A 20,861-nucleotide genomic window follows, 5' to 3' on the forward strand; every position below is an offset into this window, starting at 1 on the left:
ATCTAGTCGAATACCGCCGCTACGCCGCCACCTTCGACGACGCCAGGAAATCCTGCGCGAAGCGCTGCAGCACCCCGCCGGCCTCGTAGATCGACACTTCCTCGGCGGTGTCCAGGCGGCAAATCACCGGCACCTCGGCGACGCTGCCGTCGCGGCGCCGGATCACCAAAGCGAGCGTCGCGCGCGGCGTGCGCTCGCCGGTCACGTCGAAGGTCTCGCTGCCGTCGATGCCCAGGCTCAGGCGCGTGGTCCCCGGCTGGAATTCCAGCGGCAGCACGCCCATGCCGACCAGGTTGGTCCGGTGGATGCGCTCGAAGCCCTCGGCCACGATCGCCTCGACGCCGGCCAGGCGCACGCCCTTGGCGGCCCAGTCGCGCGACGAGCCTTGCCCGTAGTCGGCGCCGGCGATCACGATCAGCGGCTGCTTGCGCTGCATGTAGGTTTCGATCGCTTCCCACATGCGCGTGACCCGGCCTTCCGGCTCGATGCGCGCCAGCGATCCGGCCTGGACCGCGCCGCCATGGTCGCGCACCATCTCGTTCTTCAGGGTCGGGTTGGCGAAGGTGGCGCGCTGCGCGGTCAGGTGGTCGCCGCGGTGGGTCGCGTACGAATTGAAGTCTTCTTCGGGCAGGCCCATCCTGGCCAGGTACTCGCCGGCGGCGCTGTTGGGCATGATCGCGTTCGAGGGGGACAGGTGGTCGGTGGTGATGTTGTCGCCCAGGAGCGCCAGCAGGCGCATGCCGGCGAGCGTGCGCGCGCCCGCGAGCGCGCCTTCCCAGTACGGCGGCCGGCGGATGTAGGTGCTCATCGGGCGCCAGTCGTACAGCGGCGCCACCGCCGCGCCGTCGTCCGCGCGGCGCGCGAACATCACGTCGTATACGTTGCGGAACTGCTGTGGCTTCACGGCCCGTTCCACCACGGCGTCGATCTCGGCGTCGCCCGGCCAGATATCGGCCAGGCGCACCGGCCGGCCCTGCGCATCCAGCCCGAGCACGTCCTTTTCGATATCGAAGCGGATGGTGCCGGCGATGGCGTAGGCCACCACCAGCGCCGGCGAAGCCAGGAAGGCCTGCTTGGCGTACGGGTGGATGCGGCCGTCGAAGTTGCGGTTGCCGGACAGGACCGCGGTGGCGTACAGGTCGCGCTCGACGATCTCGCGCTGGATCGCCGGGTCGAGCGCGCCCGACATGCCGTTGCAGGTGGTGCAGGCGAAGGCGACGATGCCGAAGCCGAGCGCTTCCAGTTCCGGCAGCAGTCCGGCTTCTTCCAGGTACAGCGCCACCGCCTTCGAACCCGGCGCCAGCGAGCTTTTCACCCAGGGCTTGCGCAGCAGGCCGCGCGCGTTGGCGTTGCGCGCCAGCAGGCCGGCCGCCACCATGTTGCGCGGATTATTCGTGTTGGTGCAGCTGGTGATGGCGGCGATGATCACGGCGCCGTCCGGCATCAGGCCCGGCAGGTGTTCCACCGGGCCGGCGATGCCCCGCTGCGCCAGTTCCGCCGTCGGCACGCGGTTGTGCGGGTTCGACGGGCCGGCGATGTTGCGCACCACGCTGGAGAGGTCGAAACGCAGGGTGCGCTCGTACTCGACCGCGTGCAGCGTGTCGGCCCACAGCCCGGTTTCCCTGGCGTACAGCTCGACCAGCTGCACTAGCTCGTCGTCGCGTCCGGTCAGCGTCAGGTACTTGATGGTCTGTTCGTCGATGGCGAACATGGCGGCGGTGGCGCCGTATTCCGGCGCCATGTTGGCGATGGTGGCGCGGTCGCCCAGCGTCAGCCGCTTGCTGCCCTCGCCGTGGAATTCCAGGTAGGCGGACACGACCTTCGACTTGCGCAGGAATTCCGTCAGCGCCAGCACGATGTCGGTGGCGCCGATGCCTTCACGTGGGCTGCCGGTCAGCTCGACGCCGACGATGTCCGGCAGGCGCATCCAGGACGCGCGCCCAAGCATCACGCTCTCGGCTTCCAGGCCGCCCACGCCGATCGCGATCACGCCCAGTGCATCGACCATCGGCGTGTGCGAGTCGGTACCGACCAGCGTGTCCGGAAAGGCCACGCCATCCTTCACCTGCACCACCGGGCTCATGCGCTCCAGGTTGATCTGGTGCAGGATGCCATTCCCGGGCGGGATCACATCCACATTTTTGAACGCCTTTTTGGTCCACTCGATGAAGTCGAAGCGGTCCTCGTTGCGGCGGTCCTCGATGGCGCGGTTCTTGGCGAAGGCATCCGGATCGAAGCCGCCGCACTCGACCGCCAGCGAGTGGTCGACCACCAGCTGGGTCGGCACCACCGGATTGACCAGCGCCGGATTGCCGCCCTCCTGCGCGATGGCGTCGCGCAAGCCGGCCAGGTCGACCAGCGCGGTCTGGCCGAGGATGTCGTGGCACACCACGCGCGCCGGGAACCAGGGAAAGTCGAGGTCGCGGCGGCGCTCGATCAGCTGCGTGAGCGACGGCGCCAGCGCCATCGGCTCGCAGCGGCGCACCAGGTTTTCGGCCAGCACGCGCGCGGTGTAGGGCAGCTTGTCCCAGGCACCGGGCCGGATGTCCTCCACCGCGGCGCGCGCGTCGAAGTGGTGCAGGTTGGTGCCATGCAGGGGTTTGCGGTAGTTGCTGTTCATGATGATGAGTTCCGTCGTTGGTACTCCCCGTCGTCCCCGCGAAGGCGGGGACCCATGCCGAGCGTCAGAAGTCGTGACCTTGGAAGCACTCCGAACCGTCCAGGCATCCGGCTTCGAAAGCGATATATGGGTCCCCGCCTGCGCGGGGACGACGGCAGGTTTGCGTTTCGGCTCGATCGCCCTTATTTACGCTGCGCCAGCGGCACGAACTGCAGGTCTTCCGGCCCGACATAGTTCGCACTCGGGCGGATGATCTTGTTGTCGATGCGCTGCTCGATCACGTGGGCTGACCAGCCCGAGGTGCGGGCGATCACGAACAATGGCGTGAACATCGCGGTCGGCACGCCCATCATGTGGTACGACACGGCCGAGAACCAGTCCAGGTTCGGGAACATCTTCTTGACTTCCCACATCACCGATTCCAGGCGCTCGGCGATGTCGAACATCTTGGTCGAGCCGACCGCTTCCGACAGGCCGCGCGCGACTTCCTTGATCACCTTGTTGCGCGGGTCGGAAATGGTATAGACCGGATGGCCGAAGCCGATCACGACTTCCTTGTTGGCCACGCGGTTGCGGATGTCGGCCTCGGCCTCGTCCGGGTTTTCATAGCGCTTCTGGATCTCGAAGGCCACCTCGTTGGCGCCGCCGTGCTTGGGGCCGCGCAGCGCGCCGATGGCGCCGGTGATGGACGAATACATGTCGGAGCCGGTGCCGGCGATCACGCGGCCGGTGAAGGTCGAGGCGTTGAATTCGTGCTCGGCGTACAGGATCAGCGAGGTGTGCATCGCCCGCACCCACTTCTCCGGCGGTGCGAAGCCGTGCAGCAGGTGCAGGAAGTGGCCGCCGATCGACTCGTCGTCGGTTTCGACGTCGATGCGCTTGCCGTTATGGCTGTAGTGGTACCAGTACAGCAGCATCGAGCCGAACGAGGCCATCAGGCGGTCGGCGATGTCGCGCGCGCCCGAGAGGTTATGGTCGTCCTTTTCCGGCAAGGTGCAGCCGAGCACCGAGACACCGGTGCGCATCACGTCCATCGGGTGGGCGCCGGCCGGCAGCGCTTCCAGCGCCGCCTTGAGCGCCTGCGGCAGGCCGCGCAGCGATTTCAGCTTGGCCTTGTAGCCGCGCAGTTCGCCGTCGTTGGGCAGCTTGCCGTGCACCAGCAGGTAGGCGATCTCCTCGAATTCGCAGGCGTCGGCGACGTCCAGGATGTCGTAGCCGCGGTAATGCAGGTCGTTGCCGGAACGGCCCACCGAGCACAGCGCGGTGTTGCCGGCGGCGACGCCGGACAGGGCCACCGATTTCTTCGGCTTGAAGGCGGGGGTTGCGGGATGAATCTGGTCGGTCATGTGGTCTCTCCGTGGTGCTGGTTTCGCTTGTTTCGCTTATTTCGACTTGTTCTGGGCAAACAGCGCATCGAGCTTCTGCTCGAAGCTGTGATAGTCGATGCGGTCGTAGAGTTCGGCGCGCGTCTGCATCGTGTCCAGTACGTTCTGCTGGGTGCCGTCGCGGCGGATCGCCGCGTAGACGTTCTCGGCCGCCTTGTTCATGGCGCGGAAGGCGGACAGAGGATACAGCACGATGTCGACGTCGGCGCCCTTCAGCTCTTCCACCGTGAACAGCGGCGTGGCGCCGAACTCGGTGATGTTGGCCAGGATCGGCACCTTGACCGCCTGCTTGAACTGCGCATACATCTCTAGGCTGGTGATCGCTTCCGGGAAGATCATGTCGGCGCCGGCGTCGACGCAGGCGACGGCGCGCTCGACGGCCTTGTCCAGCCCTTCGACCGCCAGCGCATCGGTGCGCGCCATGATCACGAAATCGTCGTCGACCCTGGCATCGGCCGCGGCCTTGATGCGGTCCACCATTTCTCCCTGGCTGACGATTTCCTTGCCCGGACGGTGGCCGCAGCGCTTGGCGCCGACCTGATCCTCGATGTGGCAGGCGGCGGCGCCGGCCTTGGCCAGCGCGCGCACGGTGCGCGCCACGTTGAAGGCGGATGCGCCGAAGCCGGTATCGACGTCGACCAGCAGCGGCAGGTCGCACACGTCGGTGATGCGGCGCACGTCGACGAGCACGTCTTCCAGCCCGGAGATGCCGAGGTCCGGCAAGCCGAGCGAGCCGGCCGCGACGCCGCCGCCGGACAGGTAGATGGCGCGGTAGCCGGCGCGCCTGGCCAACAGGGCATGGTTGGCGTTGATCGCGCCCACGACCTGCAGCGGGTGTTCTTCACGGACGGCCTGGCGGAATGCGGCGCCTGCGGATGGGTGGGTCATGGATGGCTGTTCCTTCGATGCATGGGATGGATGACATCCCATCCCATGCAAACGGCATGCCAGCGGTCGGATGCGGAACAACCAGGCTGGTTTCAAGGAGTTACCGGCATTCCTGGCATACGTGACGTTTCAAAACCGGCACATGTTTCAAGACGTTTCAAGCAGAGGATGATTGAAACAGCGCGATCCCAAATGCGTCGTCCCCGCGCAGGCGGGGACCCATACTGAGTATCCAAAATTGGCAATGTTGAAGCATTCAGTTGCTTCCAATGTGCCGAATTCTTTTACTCACTATAGGTCCCCGCCTGCGCGGGGACGACGTGGTGGCTTGCCTGCGCCTGGTGGCGCAGGCACGATTTCGATCAATGCGCCGACGCTGCCGCCGCGCCGATACCGGTTTCCGAGCGCACTTCCTGCGCCTCGAAACCGGCCTTGTCGATCGCCGCGCGCGGGCTGCTGTCGGTCACCGAGAACAACCACACGCCGAAGAAGCCGACGGCCATCGAGAACAGGGCCGGCGAGGTGTACGGGAAGATCGCCGCCTTGTTGTGGAACACGTCGACCCATACCGATTTCGACAGCACGGTCAGGCCGACCGCCGTGGCCAGGCCGAGGAAGCCGCCGACAGTGGCGCCGCGGGTGGTGCACTTGCTCCACAGGACCGACATGAACAGCACCGGGAAGTTGGCCGAGGCGGCGATGGCGAAGGCCAGCGACACCATGAAGGCGACGTTCTGCTTCTCGAACACGATGCCCAGCAGCACGGCGATCACGCCCAGGCACAGCGTGGTGATCTTCGACACGCGCAGTTCGCTGCCCGGGGCCGGCTGGCCGCGCTTGATCACGGTGGCGTACAGGTCGTGCGACACGGCCGAGGCGCCGGACAGAGTCAGGCCGGCCACCACCGCCAGGATGGTCGCGAAGGCCACCGCCGAGATGAAGCCGAGGAACACGTCGCCGCCGACGGCTTTCGCCAGGTGCACCGCCGCCATGTTGTCGCCGCCCAGCAGCTTACCGGCGGCATCCTTGAAGCCGGCGTTGGTGCCGACCAGCACGATTGCGCCGAAGCCGATGATGAACACCAGGATGTAGAAATAGCCGATCCAGGTGGTGGCCCACAGCACCGACTTGCGCGCTTCCTTGGCACTCGGGACGGTGAAGAAGCGCATCAGGATGTGCGGCAGGCCGGCGGTGCCGAACATCAGCGCCATGCCGAACGAGATGCCGGAAATCGGATCCTTGATGAAGCCGCCCGGGCCCATGATGGCATCGCCCTTGGCATGCACTTCCACGGCCTTGGCGAACAACGCCGACGGGCTGAAGTTGTACAGCGACAGCACCGAGAACGCCATGAAGGTGGCGCCCGCCAGCAGCATCACGGCCTTGATGATCTGCACCCAGGTGGTGGCGGTCATGCCGCCGAACAGCACGTACACCATCATCAGCACGCCGACCAGCACCACGGCGATATAGTAGTCCAGGCCGAACAGCAGCTTGATCAGCTGGCCGGCGCCGACCATCTGCGCGATCAGGTAGAACAGCACGGTGACCAGGGTGCCGGCGGCGGCGAAGCTGCGCACCGGCTTCTGGGCGAAGCGGTAGGCGGCGACGTCGGCGAAGGTGAAGCGGCCCAGGTTGCGCAGGCGCTCGGCCATCAGGAAAGTCAATACCGGCCAGCCGACCAGGAAGCCGATCGCGTAGATCAGGCCGTCGAAGCCGTTGGCGAACACCGAGGCGGAAATGCCGAGGAAAGAGGCGGCCGACATGAAGTCGCCGGCGATGGCCAGGCCGTTCTGGAAGCCGGAGATGCCGCCGCCGGCGGTGTAGAAGTCGGAAGCCGAGCGGGTGCGCTTGGCGGCCCACTTGGTGATGAACAGGGTCAGCAGCACGAACAGCGCGAACATGGTGATCGCGGTCCAGTTGGTGGCTTGCTTGGTGGCTTGGCCGAGGTCGGGCGCGGCCATGGCGGCATTGGCGGCGGACAGCAGCGCCAGCGCGGCGGTGGTGCGGATCGGGGTCTTGTTCATGCGCGCACCTTGGTCGGCTGGGTGGTCGGGACGGCTTGCGCCTGGGCGGCGGCGTTGCGGTGGATGGCGTCGGTCAGTGCATCGAACTCGCGGTTGGCGCGGCGCACGTAGATGGCGGTGACGGCGATGGTGAACAGGATCACGAAGAGGCCCAGGGGCACGCCCCAGGACATGACGCCGCTGCCGATCTTGGACGCCATGAACGGCTTGTCGAACGCGTTGAGCGCGGTGAAGCCGTAATACACGATCATCACGGCCCAGGTGAGCATCCAGCCGTAGCGGGAGCGCGTCTTGACGAGCTTGTGATAATTGGGATCGCTCTTGACCCGCTGTACGAGGTCTTGTTCCATTTTTTGTCTCCAATGTTATATGCATGCCTTTGCCGACAGGCTGGGAACGATCCTAAGCACCGTTTCTTACCCGATTCTTACGGCTACCAAAGAATTCCTCCGGCAACGGTGTTTCAGCCTGAAACAAAAGGGGTGAAATGCACTACACTTGAAACATGACCCACCCTGCCCGCCCTCCCGGCGCCGATGCAGCCGGCAAACCCGTGATCTGGACCGTGTCGGTGTCGCGCCTGTCCGACTTGTTCCGCGACATCACCCTCGAATACGACCACCTGGCCCGGATCGAGCCGCTGCACCTGGGCTTCGACGAGGCCGCGCGCCACATCCGCGAACGCATGGCGGCCGAGCACGTCGATGTCGTGATCGCCGCCGGCTCGAACGGCGCCTACCTCAAGAGCCGCATTGCGGCGCCGGTGGTGGCGGCCAAGGCCAGCGGCTTCGACCTGATGCAGGCGCTGGCGCGTGCGCGCCGGCTGTCGGCGCGCATCGGCGTGATCCAGTACCAGAAACCGCTGCCGGAACTGGCCAATTTCGCCGCCGCCTTCGGCCTGGTGATCGAGCAGCGCGCCTACGTCACCGAGGAGGACGCGCGCGTCGCCATCGACGACCTGAAGGCGGCCGGCATCGAGGTGATCGTCGGCGCCGGCCTGATCACCGACCTGGCCGAGGCAGCCGGCATCAAGGCGGTATTCGTGTACTCGGCCGACTCGATCCGGCGCGCCTTCGACGATGCGCTGGAACTGGCGCGCCTGGCCCAGCTGGAACGGGCAAGGACGCCGCGCACGGCCGCCGCCGACAACCGCCGGGCGCGGCGCGGCTTGAACGACCTGCGCGGCGACTCACCGGCGATGGAGCGCCTGCGCCAGAACGTGCTGCTGTATGCGCGCTCGCCGGCGACGGTGCTGATCGAGGGCGAGACCGGCAGCGGCAAGGAACTGGTGGCGCAGGCGATCCACCGCGAAAGTCCGCGCCGCGCCGCCAATCGCCCGTTCGTGGCCGTCAATTGCGGCGCCATCGCCGAATCGCTGCTGGAATCGGAACTGTTCGGCCACGAGGAAGGCGCCTTCACCGGCGCACGCCGCGGCGGCCATGCCGGCCTGTTCGAGGCGGCCAACGGCGGCACCCTGTTCCTGGACGAGATCGGCGAGATGCCCCTGGCCCTACAGACCCGCCTGCTGCGCGTGCTGGAAGAGCGCGAAGTCATGCGCGTGGGCGGCACCCGCCCGGTGCCGATCGACGTGCGCGTGATCAGCGCCACCCATTGCGACCTGGCAGCGCGCGTGCGCGAGGGACGCTTCCGCGCCGACCTGTTCTACCGGCTGGCGGTGCTGCGCCTGGCGCTGCCGCCGCTGCGGGCGCGCCCGGCCGACATCCCTGCGCTGGCGGAATGGTCGCTGAAGCATGCGCTGGCGGCACTGGATGCGCGCCCGCACCCGAATCTGGCGGCCGAGATCGGCGCCTGTGCGCCGCTGCTGCAAGCCTATGACTGGCCCGGCAACGTGCGCGAGTTGCGCAACCTGACGGAACGCCTGGCGCTGTTCCTGGCGGCCGAACCACTGCAGGCGTTGACGCCGGCGTTCATCCTGGCGCTGGCGCCGGAACTCGGCAAGGCCGCGCCGGCGCCGTCCTTCCCAGCCACGCCGCCCTCCCCGCCCGTCGCCATCGCGCCGGCCGCGCCGCGCGAAGACGTGGCCGCGGTGCTGGCGCGCTTCGGCGGCCAGCGCGACGCGGCCGCGCGCCACCTGGGCATCAGCCGCACGACGCTGTGGCGGCGCTTGAAAGCCGGAAATTGAAAAGCACAGTCCGGCTGGGCGCACTTTACGCTGTCCCAAATCAAGGGGCCTGAAAAGCCGTATCATGCATTTTTTGCCACGGCCTGGCGTCCGACCAGCGCCAGTCGATGAAGCGGCGCCCACGAGGCGCCGGCCGATTCGCATCGGCCGCAAACTGACGGAGGCATCATGCAAGACGCGTCACCCGCATCCTCGGCAGCCCTGTTTTCCCTGATCGGCAACACCCCGCTGGTGGAAGTCACCCGCATCGACACCGGCCCCTGCCGGCTGTTCCTCAAGCTCGAGTCCCAGAATCCCGGCGGTTCCATCAAGGACCGCATCGGCCGCGCCATGATCGAGGCGGCGGAGCGCGACGGCCGCCTGCAGCCGGGCGGCACGGTGGTCGAGGCCACCGCCGGCAACACCGGCCTCGGCCTGGCCCTGGTGGCGCGCATCAAGGGCTACCGCGTGGTGCTGGTGGTGCCCGACAAGATGGCCGCCGAAAAGATCCTGCACCTGAAGGCGCTCGGCGCCGAGATCCACCTGACCCGCTCGGACGTCGGCAAGGGCCACCCCGCGTACTACCAGGACATGGCGGCGCGGCTGGCGCGCGCCATCCCCGGCGCCTGGTTCGCCGACCAGTTCAACAACCCGGACAACCCGTTCGCCCACGAGACCACGACCGGCCCGGAACTCTGGGAACAGATGCGCCACGAACTGGACGCCATCGTGGTCGGGGTCGGCTCGTCCGGCACGCTTACCGGCCTGTCGCGCTACTTCGAGCGGGTACAGCCCGACCTGGCATTCGTGCTGGCCGATCCCAAGGGCTCGATCCTGGCCGATACCATCCATACCGGAAACGTAGCGGACGTATCCGGTTCGTGGGCGGTCGAAGGCATCGGCGAGGATTTCATTCCCGCCATCGCCGATCTGTCGCGCGTAAAGAGCGCCTATACCATCGACGACCAGGAAAGCTTCGACACGGCGCGCCTGCTGCTGCGCCGCGAAGGCATCCTGGCCGGCTCCTCGACCGGCACCCTGCTGGCCGCCGCGCTGCGCTGGTGCCGCGAACAGACCACGCCCAAGCGCGTGGCCACCTTCGTGTGCGACACCGGCACCCGCTACCTGACCAAGGTCTACAGCGACGGCTGGATGGTCGACCAGGGTTTGTTGCAGCGTCCGCGCACGGGCGACCTGCGCGACCTGATCGGGCGCCGCTTCGATGCCGGCGAAGTGGTGACGGTGGCGCCGGACGACACCCTGCTGACCGCCTTCAACCGCATGCGCAGCGCCGACCTGGCCCAGTTGCCGGTAGTGGAAGACGGCAAGCTGGTAGGACTGGTGGACGAATCCGACCTGCTGCGGCATGTTTCCAATGAGGAAGATGAGGCCGGCGACGGCGGACGCAAGCGCTTCGCCGCGCCGGTATCGGTTAGCATGACGGCGAAGCTGCAGACGCTGGCGCCGAACGCCGGCATGCGCGAACTACGCGCCGTCCTCGACCGCGGGCTGACGGCGGTGATTGCCGAGGATGGCCTTTTCTACGGCTTGATCACGCGCTTCGACCTCCTCAACCACCTGCGCCGCACCCTGACGTGAGCGCGGATTCGTGAACGATGGGAATGACATGAGCAAGCACCACGACGAGCGGCAATACGATGCCCCGCACGACGGCAACCCGCCAGGGGAAAGGCGCCGCCTGGCCACGCGCGTGGTCCACGGCGGCCAGGCGCCGGACCCGGCCACCGGCGCCGTCATGCCGCCGATCTACGCCACCTCGACCTTTGCCCAGGAAAGTCCCGGCGTGCACAAGGGCCTGGACTACGGCCGCTCGCACAACCCGACGCGCTGGGCGCTGGAACGCTGCGTGGCCGACATCGAGAGCGGCGGCGCGGCCTTCGCCTTCGCTTCCGGCCTGGCCGCCATCGGCGCCGTGCTGGAACTGCTGCCGGCCGGTTCCCACATCGTGGCCGGCGACGACATGTACGGCGGCACCTACCGCCTGTTCGAGCGCGTGCGCCGCCACAGCGCCGGCCACGAATTCACCTATGTCGACCTGGCCGACCCGGCGGCGCTGGAAGCGGCGCTGCGCCCGGAAACGAAACTGGTGTGGGTCGAGACGCCGACCAACCCGATGCTCAAGCTGGCCGACCTGCGCGCGATCGCGCGCCTGTGCCGCGAGCGCGGCATCCTGACCGTGTGCGACAACACCTTCGCCAGCCCGATCAACCAGCGCCCGCTGGAACTGGGCATCGACATCGTGGTCCACTCGACCACCAAGTACATGAACGGCCATTCCGACGTGATCGGCGGGGTGGCGGTGACCGGCACCGCGCCGCAGCACGACACGCTGCGCGAACGCCTGAGCTTCATCCAGAACGCTGTCGGCGCGATCCAGGGGCCGTTCGACAGTTTCCTGGTGCTGCGCGGCATCAAGACCCTGGCGCTGCGGGTCGAACGCAGCAACGCCAATGCGCTCGAACTGGCGGGCTGGCTGGAACGGCAGGACAAGGTCAAGCGTGTGCACTATCCCGGCCTGGCCAGCCATCCGCAGCACGAACTGGCGCGCAGCCAGATGCACGGCTACGGCGGCATCATCTCGCTCGACCTGGACACCGACCTGGCCGGCGCGCGCCGCTTCCTCGAGCATTGCGAAGTGTTCACGCTGGCCGAGAGCCTGGGCGGCGTGGAAAGCCTGATCGAGCACCCGGCGATCATGACGCACGCCACGATTCCTCGGGAACAGCGCGTCTTGCTGGGCATCGGCGACGGCCTGGTCCGCCTGTCGGTCGGCATCGAGCATGTGGAAGACCAGAGGAACGACTTGGCGCGGGCGCTGGCCGCGATCTGAGCTGGCGTGTAAACAAACGGCGAAAAAAAGCCCGCTCGAAAGCGGGCTTTCCCGTACTGCCGGCTCGCGCCGGCCGGCAGCTTACTCGATCTCGACCGTCTCGACCGGCTCCGGCGGCGGCGGTACGTCGCCTTCCTGGAACTCGAGGAACACGTCGTCCTTGTCGTTCAGGTCGACCGTCACGCGCCCACCGTTGACCAGGCGGCCAAACAGCAGCTCGTCGGCCAGCGCCTTGCGGATCATGTCCTGGATCAGGCGCGACATCGGACGCGCACCCATCAGCGGATCGAAGCCCTTCTTGCCGAGGAACTTGCGCAGCTTCTCGGTGAAGATCGCATCGACCTTCTTCTCGTGCAGCTGCTCTTCCAGCTGCATCAGGAACTTGTCCACCACGCGCAGGATGATTTCCTCGTCCAGCGCGCGGAAGCTGATGATCGCATCCAGGCGGTTGCGGAACTCCGGCGTGAACATGCGCTTGATGTCGGCCATCTCGTCGCCCGCCGCCTTCGAATCCACGAAGCCCACCGAACGCTTGGTCAGGCTTTCCGCACCGGCATTCGTGGTCATGATGATGATCACGTTGCGGAAGTCCGCCTTGCGGCCGTTGTTGTCGGTCAGCGTGCCGTGGTCCATCACCTGCAGCAGGATGTTGAAAATGTCCGGATGGGCCTTCTCGATCTCATCCAGCAGCAGCACCGCATGCGGCTTCTTGGTGATGGCCTCGGTCAGCAGGCCGCCCTGGTCGAAGCCGACGTAGCCCGGCGGCGCGCCGATCAGGCGCGACACTGCGTGACGCTCCATATACTCCGACATGTCGAAGCGCACCAGCTCGATGCCGAGGATGAAAGCCAGCTGCTTGGCCACCTCGGTCTTGCCGACGCCGGTCGGACCGGAGAACAGGAAGGAACCGATCGGTTTGTCCTGCTTGCCCAGGCCGGCGCGCGCCATCTTGATCGCGGACGACAACGCATCGATCGCCGGATCCTGGCCGAACACCACGTTGCGCAGGTCGCGGTCGATGGTCTGCAGCTTGCTGCGGTCGTCCTGGTTGACCGATTGCGGGGGAATCCGCGCGATCTTGGCGATGATGTCCTCGATCTCGGTCTTGCCGATGGTTTTCTTCTGCTTCGACTTCGGCAGCACGCGTTGCGCCGCGCCCGCTTCGTCGATGACGTCGATCGCCTTGTCCGGCAGATGGCGGTCGTTGATGAAGCGCGCCGCCAGTTCGGCCGCGGTCGACAGCGCCGACGACGAGTACTTCACGCCGTGGTGTTCTTCGAAGCGCGACTTGAGGCCGCGCAGGATCTGCACGGTCTGCTCGACCGACGGCTCGTTGACGTCGACCTTCTGGAAGCGGCGGCTGAGTGCATGGTCCTTCTCGAACACGCCGCGGAATTCCGTGAACGTGGTCGCGCCGATGCACTTCAGCTGGCCGTTGGCCAGGGCCGGCTTGAGCAGGTTCGATGCGTCGAGCGTGCCGCCCGACGCCGAACCGGCGCCGATGATCGTGTGGATCTCGTCGATGAACAGGATGCCGTTCGGCGTGTCCTTCAATTGCTTGAGCACGGCCTTCAGGCGCTGCTCGAAATCGCCGCGGTACTTAGTGCCGGCCAGCAGCGCGCCCATGTCGAGCGAGAACACGACGGCGTTCTGCAGGATCTCGGGCACGTCTTCCTGCACGATGCGCCATGCCAGGCCTTCCGCGATGGCGGTCTTGCCGACACCGGCCTCGCCCACCAGCAGCGGGTTGTTCTTGCGGCGGCGGCACAGGATCTGGATCACGCGCTCCACTTCTTCCTCGCGCCCGATCAGCGGATCGATGCGCCCATCGGCGGCAGCCTTGTTCAAGTTCTGGGTGAACTGGTCCAGCGGGCTTTCCTTGGCCTGGCCTTCGACCTGCGCCTCTTCCACGCCTTCCGACGCCTTCTGGCTGTCGATCTGCTGGTCCTTGCGCACGCCGTGCGAGATGAAATTGACCACGTCGAGGCGGGTCACGCCCTGCTGGTGCAGGTAGTACACGGCATGCGAATCCTTCTCGCCGAAGATCGCCACCAGCACATTGGCACCGGTCACTTCCTTCTTGCCGTTGGATGCCGACTGCACGTGCATGATCGCACGCTGGATCACGCGCTGAAAGCCGAGCGTCGGTTGGGTATCGACTTCGCCGGTACCCGGTACGGTCGGGGTGTTATCCCCGATAAAATTCGTCAAGGTCTTGCGCAGATCTTCGATATTGACCGCGCACGCACGCAGGACTTCGGCGGCCGACGGGTTGTCGAGCAGCGCCAGCAGCAGATGTTCGACGGTAATGAACTCGTGCCGAGCCTGCCGCGCTTCGACAAAGGCCATGTGTAGAGAGACTTCCAATTCCTGCGCAATCATACTTCCTCCATCACGCACTGCAGGGGATGGCCTGCCTTGCGCGCATGCGTTAATACAAACTCCACTTTGGTACACGCTATATCTTTGGAAAACACGCCGCACACCCCTTTGCCATGGCGATGTACGGAAAGCATGATCTGCGTCGCCGTTTCGCGATCCTTATTGAAATACTCCTGGATAATGGCGACCACGAATTCCATCGGCGTGTAGTCATCGTTCAGCAGTGCCACCTGGTACAGAGGGGGTGGCTTGACGGTCTGCCGCTCCAGCAGCTGTTCGGTATCGTGCTTGGTTGCCATAAGGGTATTCTAAAATGCTTTCGGTGTTCGTGCGTACGTTAACAATCAGGGTAATTCCACTTGCTTTTTATCTTACGCGTTTTCCAGTCTCCGCGCAGATGGCGGCCGGAATGCAAAAATCAAGAGGGTGTTTTCGGACGGCAGTGAAGGTTTTTACAACAGGCCCGCAAAAGCCCTTGACTTACAAGATTATTCAACCAACAATGCAGATATTGACTTGTACTTATGTACTTGTTGATAAGAAGTGAGCAGGCTGAGGAGGGGGCAAGAAGCTTCTTGCTTTTATGGCTCGTGTGATTTGTTATTAACTGAAAGTTCTTTTATGGCAACAGGTACTGTTAAGTGGTTCAATGATTCCAAAGGTTTTGGCTTCATCACGCCAGATGACGGCGGCGAGGATTTGTTTGCACACTTCTCCGCAATCAACATGAACGGTTTTAAGACGCTCAAAGAAGGTCAGAAAGTCCAGTTCGAAGTCACGCAGGGCCCTAAAGGCAAGCAAGCTTCCAATATCGTGGGCGCGTAAGCGTTCCTCATGGAAGCAAAGCCCCGCTCCAGCGGGGCTTTTTTATTTGGCGCAACGTTCCCGTCCTCGCTCCCTGCGCCGACATCAGGCTGTTCCGGAAACGCCGCCCGTCGCTCGACGCCCGTCGCTCGTCACCCGTCGCTCGTCACCGTGTGGGCCGCCATCCGCGGCGACGGTGCCCTCCCGGCACGCCGCCGCCCACCGCTCACATCTGGTCGATCATCGCCTCGCCGAAGCCCGAGCACGACACCTGGGTCGCGTCTTCCATCAGGCGCGCGAAATCGTAGGTGACGCGCTTGGCGCGGATCGCCTTTTCCATCGCACCGATGATCAGGTCGGCGGCTTCCAGCCAGCCCATGTGGCGCAGCATCATTTCCGCCGACAGGATCAGCGAACCCGGGTTGACATAGTCCTTGCCGGCGTACTTGGGCGAGGTGCCGTGGGTGGCTTCGAACATCGCCACCGAATCCGACATGTTGGCGCCCGGCGCGATACCGATGCCGCCGACCTGGGCCGCCAGCGCGTCCGACATGTAGTCGCCGTTCAGGTTCAGCGTGGCGATCACGCTGTATTCCGCCGGACGCAGCAGGATCTGCTGCAAAAAGGCATCGGCAATCACGTCCTTGATCATGATGTCGCGCCCGGTCTTCGGATTCCTGAGCTTGCACCATGGGCCGCCGTCGACCAGTTCGGCGCCGAACTCGCGCTGCGCCAGCGCGTAGCCCCAGTCGCGGAAGCCGCCCTCGGTGAACTTCATGATGTTGCCCTTGTGGACCAGCGTCACCGAAGGCTTGTCATTGTCGATCGCGTACTGGATCGCCTTGCGCACCAGGCGCTCGGTGCCTTCGCGAGAGACCGGCTTGACGCCGATCGCGGACGTCTCGGGGAAGCGGATCTTGTTGGCGCCCATCTCGTTCACCAGGAAATCGATCAGCTTCTTCGCTTCCGGCGAGCCGCCGGCCCACTCGATGCCGGCATAGATGTCTTCCGAGTTCTCGCGGAAGATCACCATGTTGGTCTTTTCCGGCTCGCGCAGCGGCGACGGCACGCCGGCGAAGTAGCGCACCGGGCGCAGGCACACGTACAGGTCGAGCTTCTGGCGCAGGGCCACGTTGAGCGAGCGGATGCCGCCGCCGACCGGCGTCGTCAGCGGCCCCTTGATCGAAAGAACGTATTCCTTGACGGCTTGCAGCGTCTCGTCGGGCAGCCAGACGTCCGGGCCATACAGGGCGGTCGACTTCTCGCCGGCAAAGATTTCCATCCAGTGGATGCGGCGCGCGCCGCCGTAGGCCTTGGCCACCGCCGCGTCGACCACCTTCAGCATGACCGGCGTGATGTCGGCGCCGGTACCGTCGCCGCGGATGTACGGGATGATCGGCTGCGCCGGCACGTTCAGCGTGCAGTCGGCATTCACCGTGATCTTTTGCCCTTCAGCGGGGACTTGGATATGTTGGTACATCTGGCTCTCCGAATGGGGACGCAGGCAGGCCGGGGCGGCGGCCGGGACGGCATGCGATCTGGATTACAATATGGCCTGTATTATAAATTTTCGTTATGGGACTTGCACATGAGCCCGCGTGAACGCGCTTGCATCCGTGCTCCCGGCCTAACGGTCTTATATAAGATACAAGATAAGCGCAGCAAATTATGCACCAGCTTGCCGCCAGGCGCCACGTTTTCGCGACGATGCAGCCGGCAGGCGATACCCCACCCTGCCCCGCCCGTTCTTCATGCCACTGATCCTATTCAACAAGCCATTCCAGGTGCTGTGCCAGTTTTCGCGCGACGACGAGCGCCGGCCCGGCAGCGCTTCGCTGGCCGATTATCTCGACATTCCGAACATCTATCCCGCCGGCCGCCTGGATGCCGACAGCGAGGGGCTGATGCTGCTCACCGACGACGGCCGCCTGCAGCACCAAATCGCGCACCCGGACCACAAGGAAGCCAAGACCTACCTGGTGCAGGTCGAGGGCGTGGCCGATCCCGCCGCGCTGGCACGCCTGCAGGCGCCGCTCGACCTCGGCGACTTCGTCACCCGGCCCTGCCGCGCCGTGCGCATCGCCGAGCCGGACTGGCTGTGGCCGCGCAACCCGCCGATCCGCACGCGCCAGGACAAGCCCACCAGCTGGATCGCCATGACGCTCGGCGAAGGCAAGAACCGCCAGGTGCGGCGCATGACGGCCGCGGTCGGCCTGCCGACGCTGCGCCTGGTGCGCTCCAGCATCGGCCCGTTCTCGCTGGCGGCCCATCCGCTGATGCCGGGCGAATGGATGGAAGTGCCGGCCGCCGCGCTCGGCGCCAGGCGCTGACGAAGAAAAATTCGAAGTGAAAAATTCGGGGTCAGAGCACAATGTGATTGTGCTCTGACCCCGAATTACCGAGAGCTATTGACCTACTGGATTTACCGGGCCAAAAACGAAAAACCCGCCGGACCGGTGGTCGGGCGGGTTGTATCCAATCAAGGGCGCGGCCTGGGCCGCGCAGCCGGGCAATTAAGCCGACAGGCCCTTGATGGCGGCAGCCAGGCGGCTCTTGTGGCGAGCGGCCTTGTTCTTGTGGATGATTTTCTTGTCAGCGATGCTGTCGATGGTCGACACGGATTGCTGGAAGATGGTGGTTGCAGCGGCCTTGTCGCCAGCCTGGATGGCCTTGCGGACAGCCTTGATTGCGGTGCGCAGGGTCGAACGCTGAGCCGAGTTGTGTGCGTTTTGCTTAACTGCTTGACGAGCGCGCTTGCGCGCCTGTGCGGTATTTGCCATGGAAGTTCCTAATCGGGGTCAAGTTGCGTCTGCAAACATTAGCGTCTCGAACCGGCCCAATCAGTGCCGCCAAACATTAGTGTCTGCTAACTAAATTCAATACAGCCTTCGATTATAGCGAAGGTTTCACCGTACGGCAAATCCCATTTCCATCATCGACGCCCATGCCACGCGAAAATCGGTTTCCATGCGGCTTCCATGCGCTGTTGCCCAGCTATAATCGCGGGCTATGAACCTGCTCAAGACCCTGGCGGCCATCTCCAGCATGACGATGGTATCGCGCATCACCGGCCTATTGCGCGAATCCCTGTTCGCGCGCGCCTTCGGCGCGTCGCCGTACACCGACGCCTTCGCCATTGCCTTCCGTTTGCCCAACCTGCTGCGCCGGCTGTTCGGCGAAGGCGCGTTCTCGCAGGCCTTCGTGCCGATCATCGCCGAATACAAGAGCCAGCAAGGACCGGAGGCCACCAAGACCCTGGTCGACCACGTGACCAACGTGCTGGTCTGGGCGACGCTGGCGGTCAGCGTGGCCGGCATCGTCGGCGCGCCGCTGATCCTGGCGGTGATCGCCGGCGGCCTGCAGGGCGATGCGCTGGATGCGGGCATCGTCATGACGCGCCTGATGTTCCCGTACATCGTCTGCATGTCCTTCGTGGTGATGGCGGGCGGCGTGCTGAACACCTGGCGCGAATTCAAGATCCCGGCCTTCACCCCGGTGCTGTGGAACCTGTCGTCGATCTTCTTTTCGCTGTTCATGGTCAAGTACTTCGACGTGCCGATCTATGCGATGGCGGTGGCGGTGTGCGTCGGTGGCCTGCTGCAGGTGGCCTGGCAGATTCCGGCGCTGCAGCGCATCGGCATGCTGCCGCGCCTGTCGCTCAATCCGCTGGCCGGCCTGCACGATCCCGGCGTGCGGCGCATCCTGCGCAAGATGGGACCGGCCGTGTTCGCGGTCTCGGCCGCGCAGATCAGCCTGCTCATCAACACCAACATCGCCTCGCGCCTGGGCGCGGGCAGCGTCTCGGTGCTGCAATACGCCGACCGCCTGATGGAATTCCCGACCGGCATGCTGGGCGTGGCGCTCGGCACCATCCTCCTGCCCAGCCTGTCCAAGGCGAACACCGAAGGCGACAGCGCCGAGTACTCCGCCCTGCTCGACTGGGGCCTGCGCCTGACCTTCCTGCTGGCGCTGCCGGCCGCGGTCGGCCTGGCGGCCCTGTCCACGCCGCTGATCGCCGCCCTGTTCAACTACGGCGCCTTCAGGGCCGATGCCGTGGCCGCCGCCACCGCGCCGCTGATGGCCTACGCCGCCGGCCTGCTCGGCATCATCCTGATCAAGATCCTGGCGCCGGCGTTTTATGCGCGCCAGGACATCCGTACGCCGGTGCGCATCGCCGTCGGCGTGCTGGTGGCGACCCAGCTGATGAACCTGGTGTTCGTGCCGCTGCTGGGCGTGGCCGGCCTGGCGCTGTCGATCGGCCTGGGCGCCTGCATCAATGCCGCCTTTTTGTACACCGGCCTGCGCCGGCGCGGCATCTATACGCCGCATGCCGGCTGGCTGGCCTTTTTCCTGAAGGTGGTGGCGGCAGTGGCGGTGATGGGCGGGGTAGCCTGGTTCGGCCAGGCCCAGTTCGACTGGACCGGCATGCGCGCGCATCCGGTCCTGCGCATCGGCGCCCTGCTGCTGGTGATCGCCGGCAGCGGCGCGGTGTATTTCGCGGTGCTGGCCGGCCTGGGGTTCCGGCCGCGCGATTTCATGCGGCGCGCCAAATAAGATTCAGCGCTCCGACGTCGCGGACGCCGGCCGCGGCGCCGGTTTCTCATCGTTCTCGTCGCGCTCGTCCTGTGCGGTCTTCTCGGGCGGCTCGACCGGCGTGGTGCGCTCGTCCCTGGCCTCGCCGGCATTGTCCACCGGCGGCGCGGGCGCGGCGTCGGCGGGCGCGGGCGGTGGCGGGTCGGCCGGGGATGGCGGCGGCAGCGCCTGCGTGGGTGCCGCCTGGCCCGGCGCGCCCTGGTTCGGGAACAGCGATGCCGGCTGCTGTCCGGGCTGCTGAGCGCCGGACGGCATGCCGTCCGGCTGCGCCGCGTTCGGCTGCGGCGCCTGCATCTGCGTCACGCCCTGCCCGGTGGCGGCGAACTTCCAGTCCGACAGGCGTTCCTTGTTCTCGAAATTGGGAAAGCGCGCGTCGAAGTTGGCCACCTTCAGCGGCCTGGCGCGCGACAGGCTGTACACGGCCAGCACGCCGCGCTCGCCGGCGGCATACACGATGCCCCACTCCGCGCGCCCGGTGACCGGGTCGACGAAGATCTTGCGCAGGTGGCGCCGCACGCCGGGAAAGCGCGGGTCCTTCAGGAGTTCCTGCAGCGTCGGCGGCTGCTGCGGCTGGCCGCGCGGCGTGGCTTCGGCATAGCTGCGCAGCGCCTCGCCGAAGGCGGCGCCGATCTCCAGCAGTTCACGCTCGGCGGCGGCGCGGCGCAGCAGCGTGTCGGCCTTGAGCGCGGCGGCGCCGACCAGGCCGATGATCGCCACCAGCACCATCAGGCCGACGTAGGTGAACCCGGCCTGGCGCGGGGGCGTGGACAAATGCCCCATTCACCACTCGGCGTACGGCTTGCCGTTGCGGCCCTTGCCCTCGGCGCCGCTGCGGATGTTGTAGACCGCGCCCTGGGTCGCATCTTCCGGCGGCACGATGACCCAGCTCGCATCGCTGTCGGCGACCGGGTCGACCGGCAGCGCCGCCAGGTATTTTTTCTCGACCAGCTGCTCCAGCGATTCCGGATAGCGCCCGGTGTCGGCGTAGAACTGGTCGATCACCGCGCGCGTGGTGCGCAGGTTGTCCATCAACACCGTTTCCTTGGCGGCATCCACGCTCGGGAAGAAGCGCGGCACCGCCAGCGTCAGCAGCAGCGCCACGATGCCCAGCACCACCAGCAGTTCGATCAGCGTGAAGCCCCTGCGCGTGCGCGCGGGTCGGCAAGCCGCCGGTTTCGTCGTCCGCATG

The 20,861-nt window shown here is 65.9% G+C and carries 17 protein-coding genes; 6 read left to right on the plus strand and 11 right to left on the minus strand.

Annotation, left to right across the window (positions count from 1 at the left end; genetic code table 11):
* Nucleotides 1-19 precede the first annotated feature (19 nt).
* The 5 genes from acnD to HH212_RS00730 form a co-directional block, all read right to left on the minus strand.
* Complete coding sequence (gene acnD / locus HH212_RS00710; RefSeq protein ID WP_169433644.1) at nt 20-2,620, minus strand: Fe/S-dependent 2-methylisocitrate dehydratase AcnD; 2,601 nt, start codon at nt 2,618-2,620, stop codon at nt 20-22.
* A 182-nt stretch (nt 2,621-2,802) separates the two neighbouring features.
* The gene (prpC, locus tag HH212_RS00715) at nt 2,803-3,966 is read right to left on the minus strand and encodes a bifunctional 2-methylcitrate synthase/citrate synthase (RefSeq protein WP_169433645.1); all 1,164 of its coding nucleotides are present in this window, start codon (nt 3,964-3,966) and stop codon (nt 2,803-2,805) included.
* Between the two features lie 36 nt (nt 3,967-4,002).
* Complete coding sequence (prpB, locus tag HH212_RS00720; protein ID WP_169433646.1) at nt 4,003-4,893, minus strand: methylisocitrate lyase; 891 nt, start codon at nt 4,891-4,893, stop codon at nt 4,003-4,005.
* Nucleotides 4,894-5,255: 362 nt separating this feature from the next.
* Nucleotides 5,256-6,920 (minus strand): cation acetate symporter, encoded by a 1,665-nt coding sequence (locus HH212_RS00725; protein WP_169433647.1) that lies wholly within the window; start codon nt 6,918-6,920, stop codon nt 5,256-5,258.
* Complete coding sequence (locus HH212_RS00730) at nt 6,917-7,270, minus strand: DUF485 domain-containing protein (protein WP_169433648.1); 354 nt, start codon at nt 7,268-7,270, stop codon at nt 6,917-6,919. The genes HH212_RS00725 and HH212_RS00730 overlap by 4 nt, the downstream gene beginning before the upstream one ends.
* A gap of 155 nt (nt 7,271-7,425) precedes the next feature.
* On the opposite strand from HH212_RS00730, the gene prpR reads away from it, so the two are divergent.
* The 3 genes from prpR to HH212_RS00745 all read left to right on the plus strand — a co-directional run bounded on the left by prpR (nt 7,426) and on the right by HH212_RS00745 (nt 11,893).
* Complete coding sequence (prpR, locus tag HH212_RS00735; RefSeq protein WP_169433649.1) at nt 7,426-9,063, plus strand: propionate catabolism operon regulatory protein PrpR; 1,638 nt, start codon at nt 7,426-7,428, stop codon at nt 9,061-9,063.
* Between the two features lie 168 nt (nt 9,064-9,231).
* On the plus strand, nt 9,232-10,641 hold the full coding sequence (locus tag HH212_RS00740) for a pyridoxal-phosphate dependent enzyme (RefSeq protein WP_169433650.1): 1,410 nt from the start codon (nt 9,232-9,234) through the stop codon (nt 10,639-10,641).
* A gap of 28 nt (nt 10,642-10,669) precedes the next feature.
* Nucleotides 10,670-11,893 carry a trans-sulfuration enzyme family protein gene (locus HH212_RS00745; protein ID WP_169433651.1) on the plus strand — a complete coding sequence of 408 codons (1,224 nt, stop codon included), beginning with the start codon at nt 10,670-10,672 and terminating at the stop codon, nt 11,891-11,893.
* A gap of 81 nt (nt 11,894-11,974) precedes the next feature.
* Here the strand turns inward: HH212_RS00745 and clpA are convergent, their stop codons facing one another.
* Both clpA and clpS read right to left on the minus strand, forming a co-directional pair.
* Nucleotides 11,975-14,275: an ATP-dependent Clp protease ATP-binding subunit ClpA gene (gene clpA / locus HH212_RS00750; RefSeq protein WP_169433652.1), complete on the minus strand. Its 2,301-nt coding sequence runs from the start codon at nt 14,273-14,275 to the stop codon at nt 11,975-11,977.
* Nucleotides 14,272-14,574, minus strand: a complete 303-nt coding sequence (gene clpS / locus HH212_RS00755; RefSeq protein ID WP_027864722.1) for an ATP-dependent Clp protease adapter ClpS — start codon at nt 14,572-14,574, stop codon at nt 14,272-14,274. Before clpS ends, clpA begins: the two co-directional genes overlap by 4 nt.
* A gap of 322 nt (nt 14,575-14,896) precedes the next feature.
* Between clpS and cspE the strand changes: the two genes are divergently transcribed.
* Complete coding sequence (cspE, locus tag HH212_RS00760; protein WP_036165387.1) at nt 14,897-15,100, plus strand: transcription antiterminator/RNA stability regulator CspE; 204 nt, start codon at nt 14,897-14,899, stop codon at nt 15,098-15,100.
* Nucleotides 15,101-15,305: 205 nt separating this feature from the next.
* Here the strand turns inward: cspE and icd are convergent, their stop codons facing one another.
* The gene (gene icd / locus HH212_RS00765; protein WP_169433653.1) at nt 15,306-16,559 is read right to left on the minus strand and encodes an NADP-dependent isocitrate dehydrogenase; all 1,254 of its coding nucleotides are present in this window, start codon (nt 16,557-16,559) and stop codon (nt 15,306-15,308) included.
* 271 nt (nt 16,560-16,830) lie between these two features.
* Between icd and HH212_RS00770 the strand changes: the two genes are divergently transcribed.
* Nucleotides 16,831-17,409, plus strand: a complete 579-nt coding sequence (locus tag HH212_RS00770) for a pseudouridine synthase (protein ID WP_169433654.1) — start codon at nt 16,831-16,833, stop codon at nt 17,407-17,409.
* A 183-nt stretch (nt 17,410-17,592) separates the two neighbouring features.
* Here HH212_RS00770 and rpsT read toward each other — a convergent pair whose 3' ends face one another.
* Nucleotides 17,593-17,859 carry a 30S ribosomal protein S20 gene (gene rpsT / locus HH212_RS00775; RefSeq protein WP_169433655.1) on the minus strand — a complete coding sequence of 89 codons (267 nt, stop codon included), beginning with the start codon at nt 17,857-17,859 and terminating at the stop codon, nt 17,593-17,595.
* Nucleotides 17,860-18,088: 229 nt separating this feature from the next.
* Here rpsT and murJ point away from each other — a divergent pair, with 229 nt between their 5' ends.
* Nucleotides 18,089-19,633 (plus strand): murein biosynthesis integral membrane protein MurJ, encoded by a 1,545-nt coding sequence (gene murJ, locus HH212_RS00780; protein ID WP_169433656.1) that lies wholly within the window; start codon nt 18,089-18,091, stop codon nt 19,631-19,633.
* A gap of 3 nt (nt 19,634-19,636) precedes the next feature.
* On the opposite strand, the gene HH212_RS00785 is transcribed toward murJ, so the two are convergent.
* Nucleotides 19,637-20,452, minus strand: coding sequence for a type II secretion system protein (locus HH212_RS00785; RefSeq protein ID WP_211172434.1), 816 nt, complete (start codon nt 20,450-20,452; stop codon nt 19,637-19,639).
* Nucleotides 20,453-20,860 carry a type II secretion system protein gene (locus HH212_RS00790; protein WP_169433657.1) on the minus strand — a complete coding sequence of 136 codons (408 nt, stop codon included), beginning with the start codon at nt 20,858-20,860 and terminating at the stop codon, nt 20,453-20,455.
* Nucleotide 20,861 lies beyond the last annotated feature (1 nt).

Source organism: Massilia forsythiae (assembly GCF_012849555.1).
In the GTDB taxonomy this organism is placed as follows: domain Bacteria; phylum Pseudomonadota; class Gammaproteobacteria; order Burkholderiales; family Burkholderiaceae_D; genus Telluria; species Telluria forsythiae.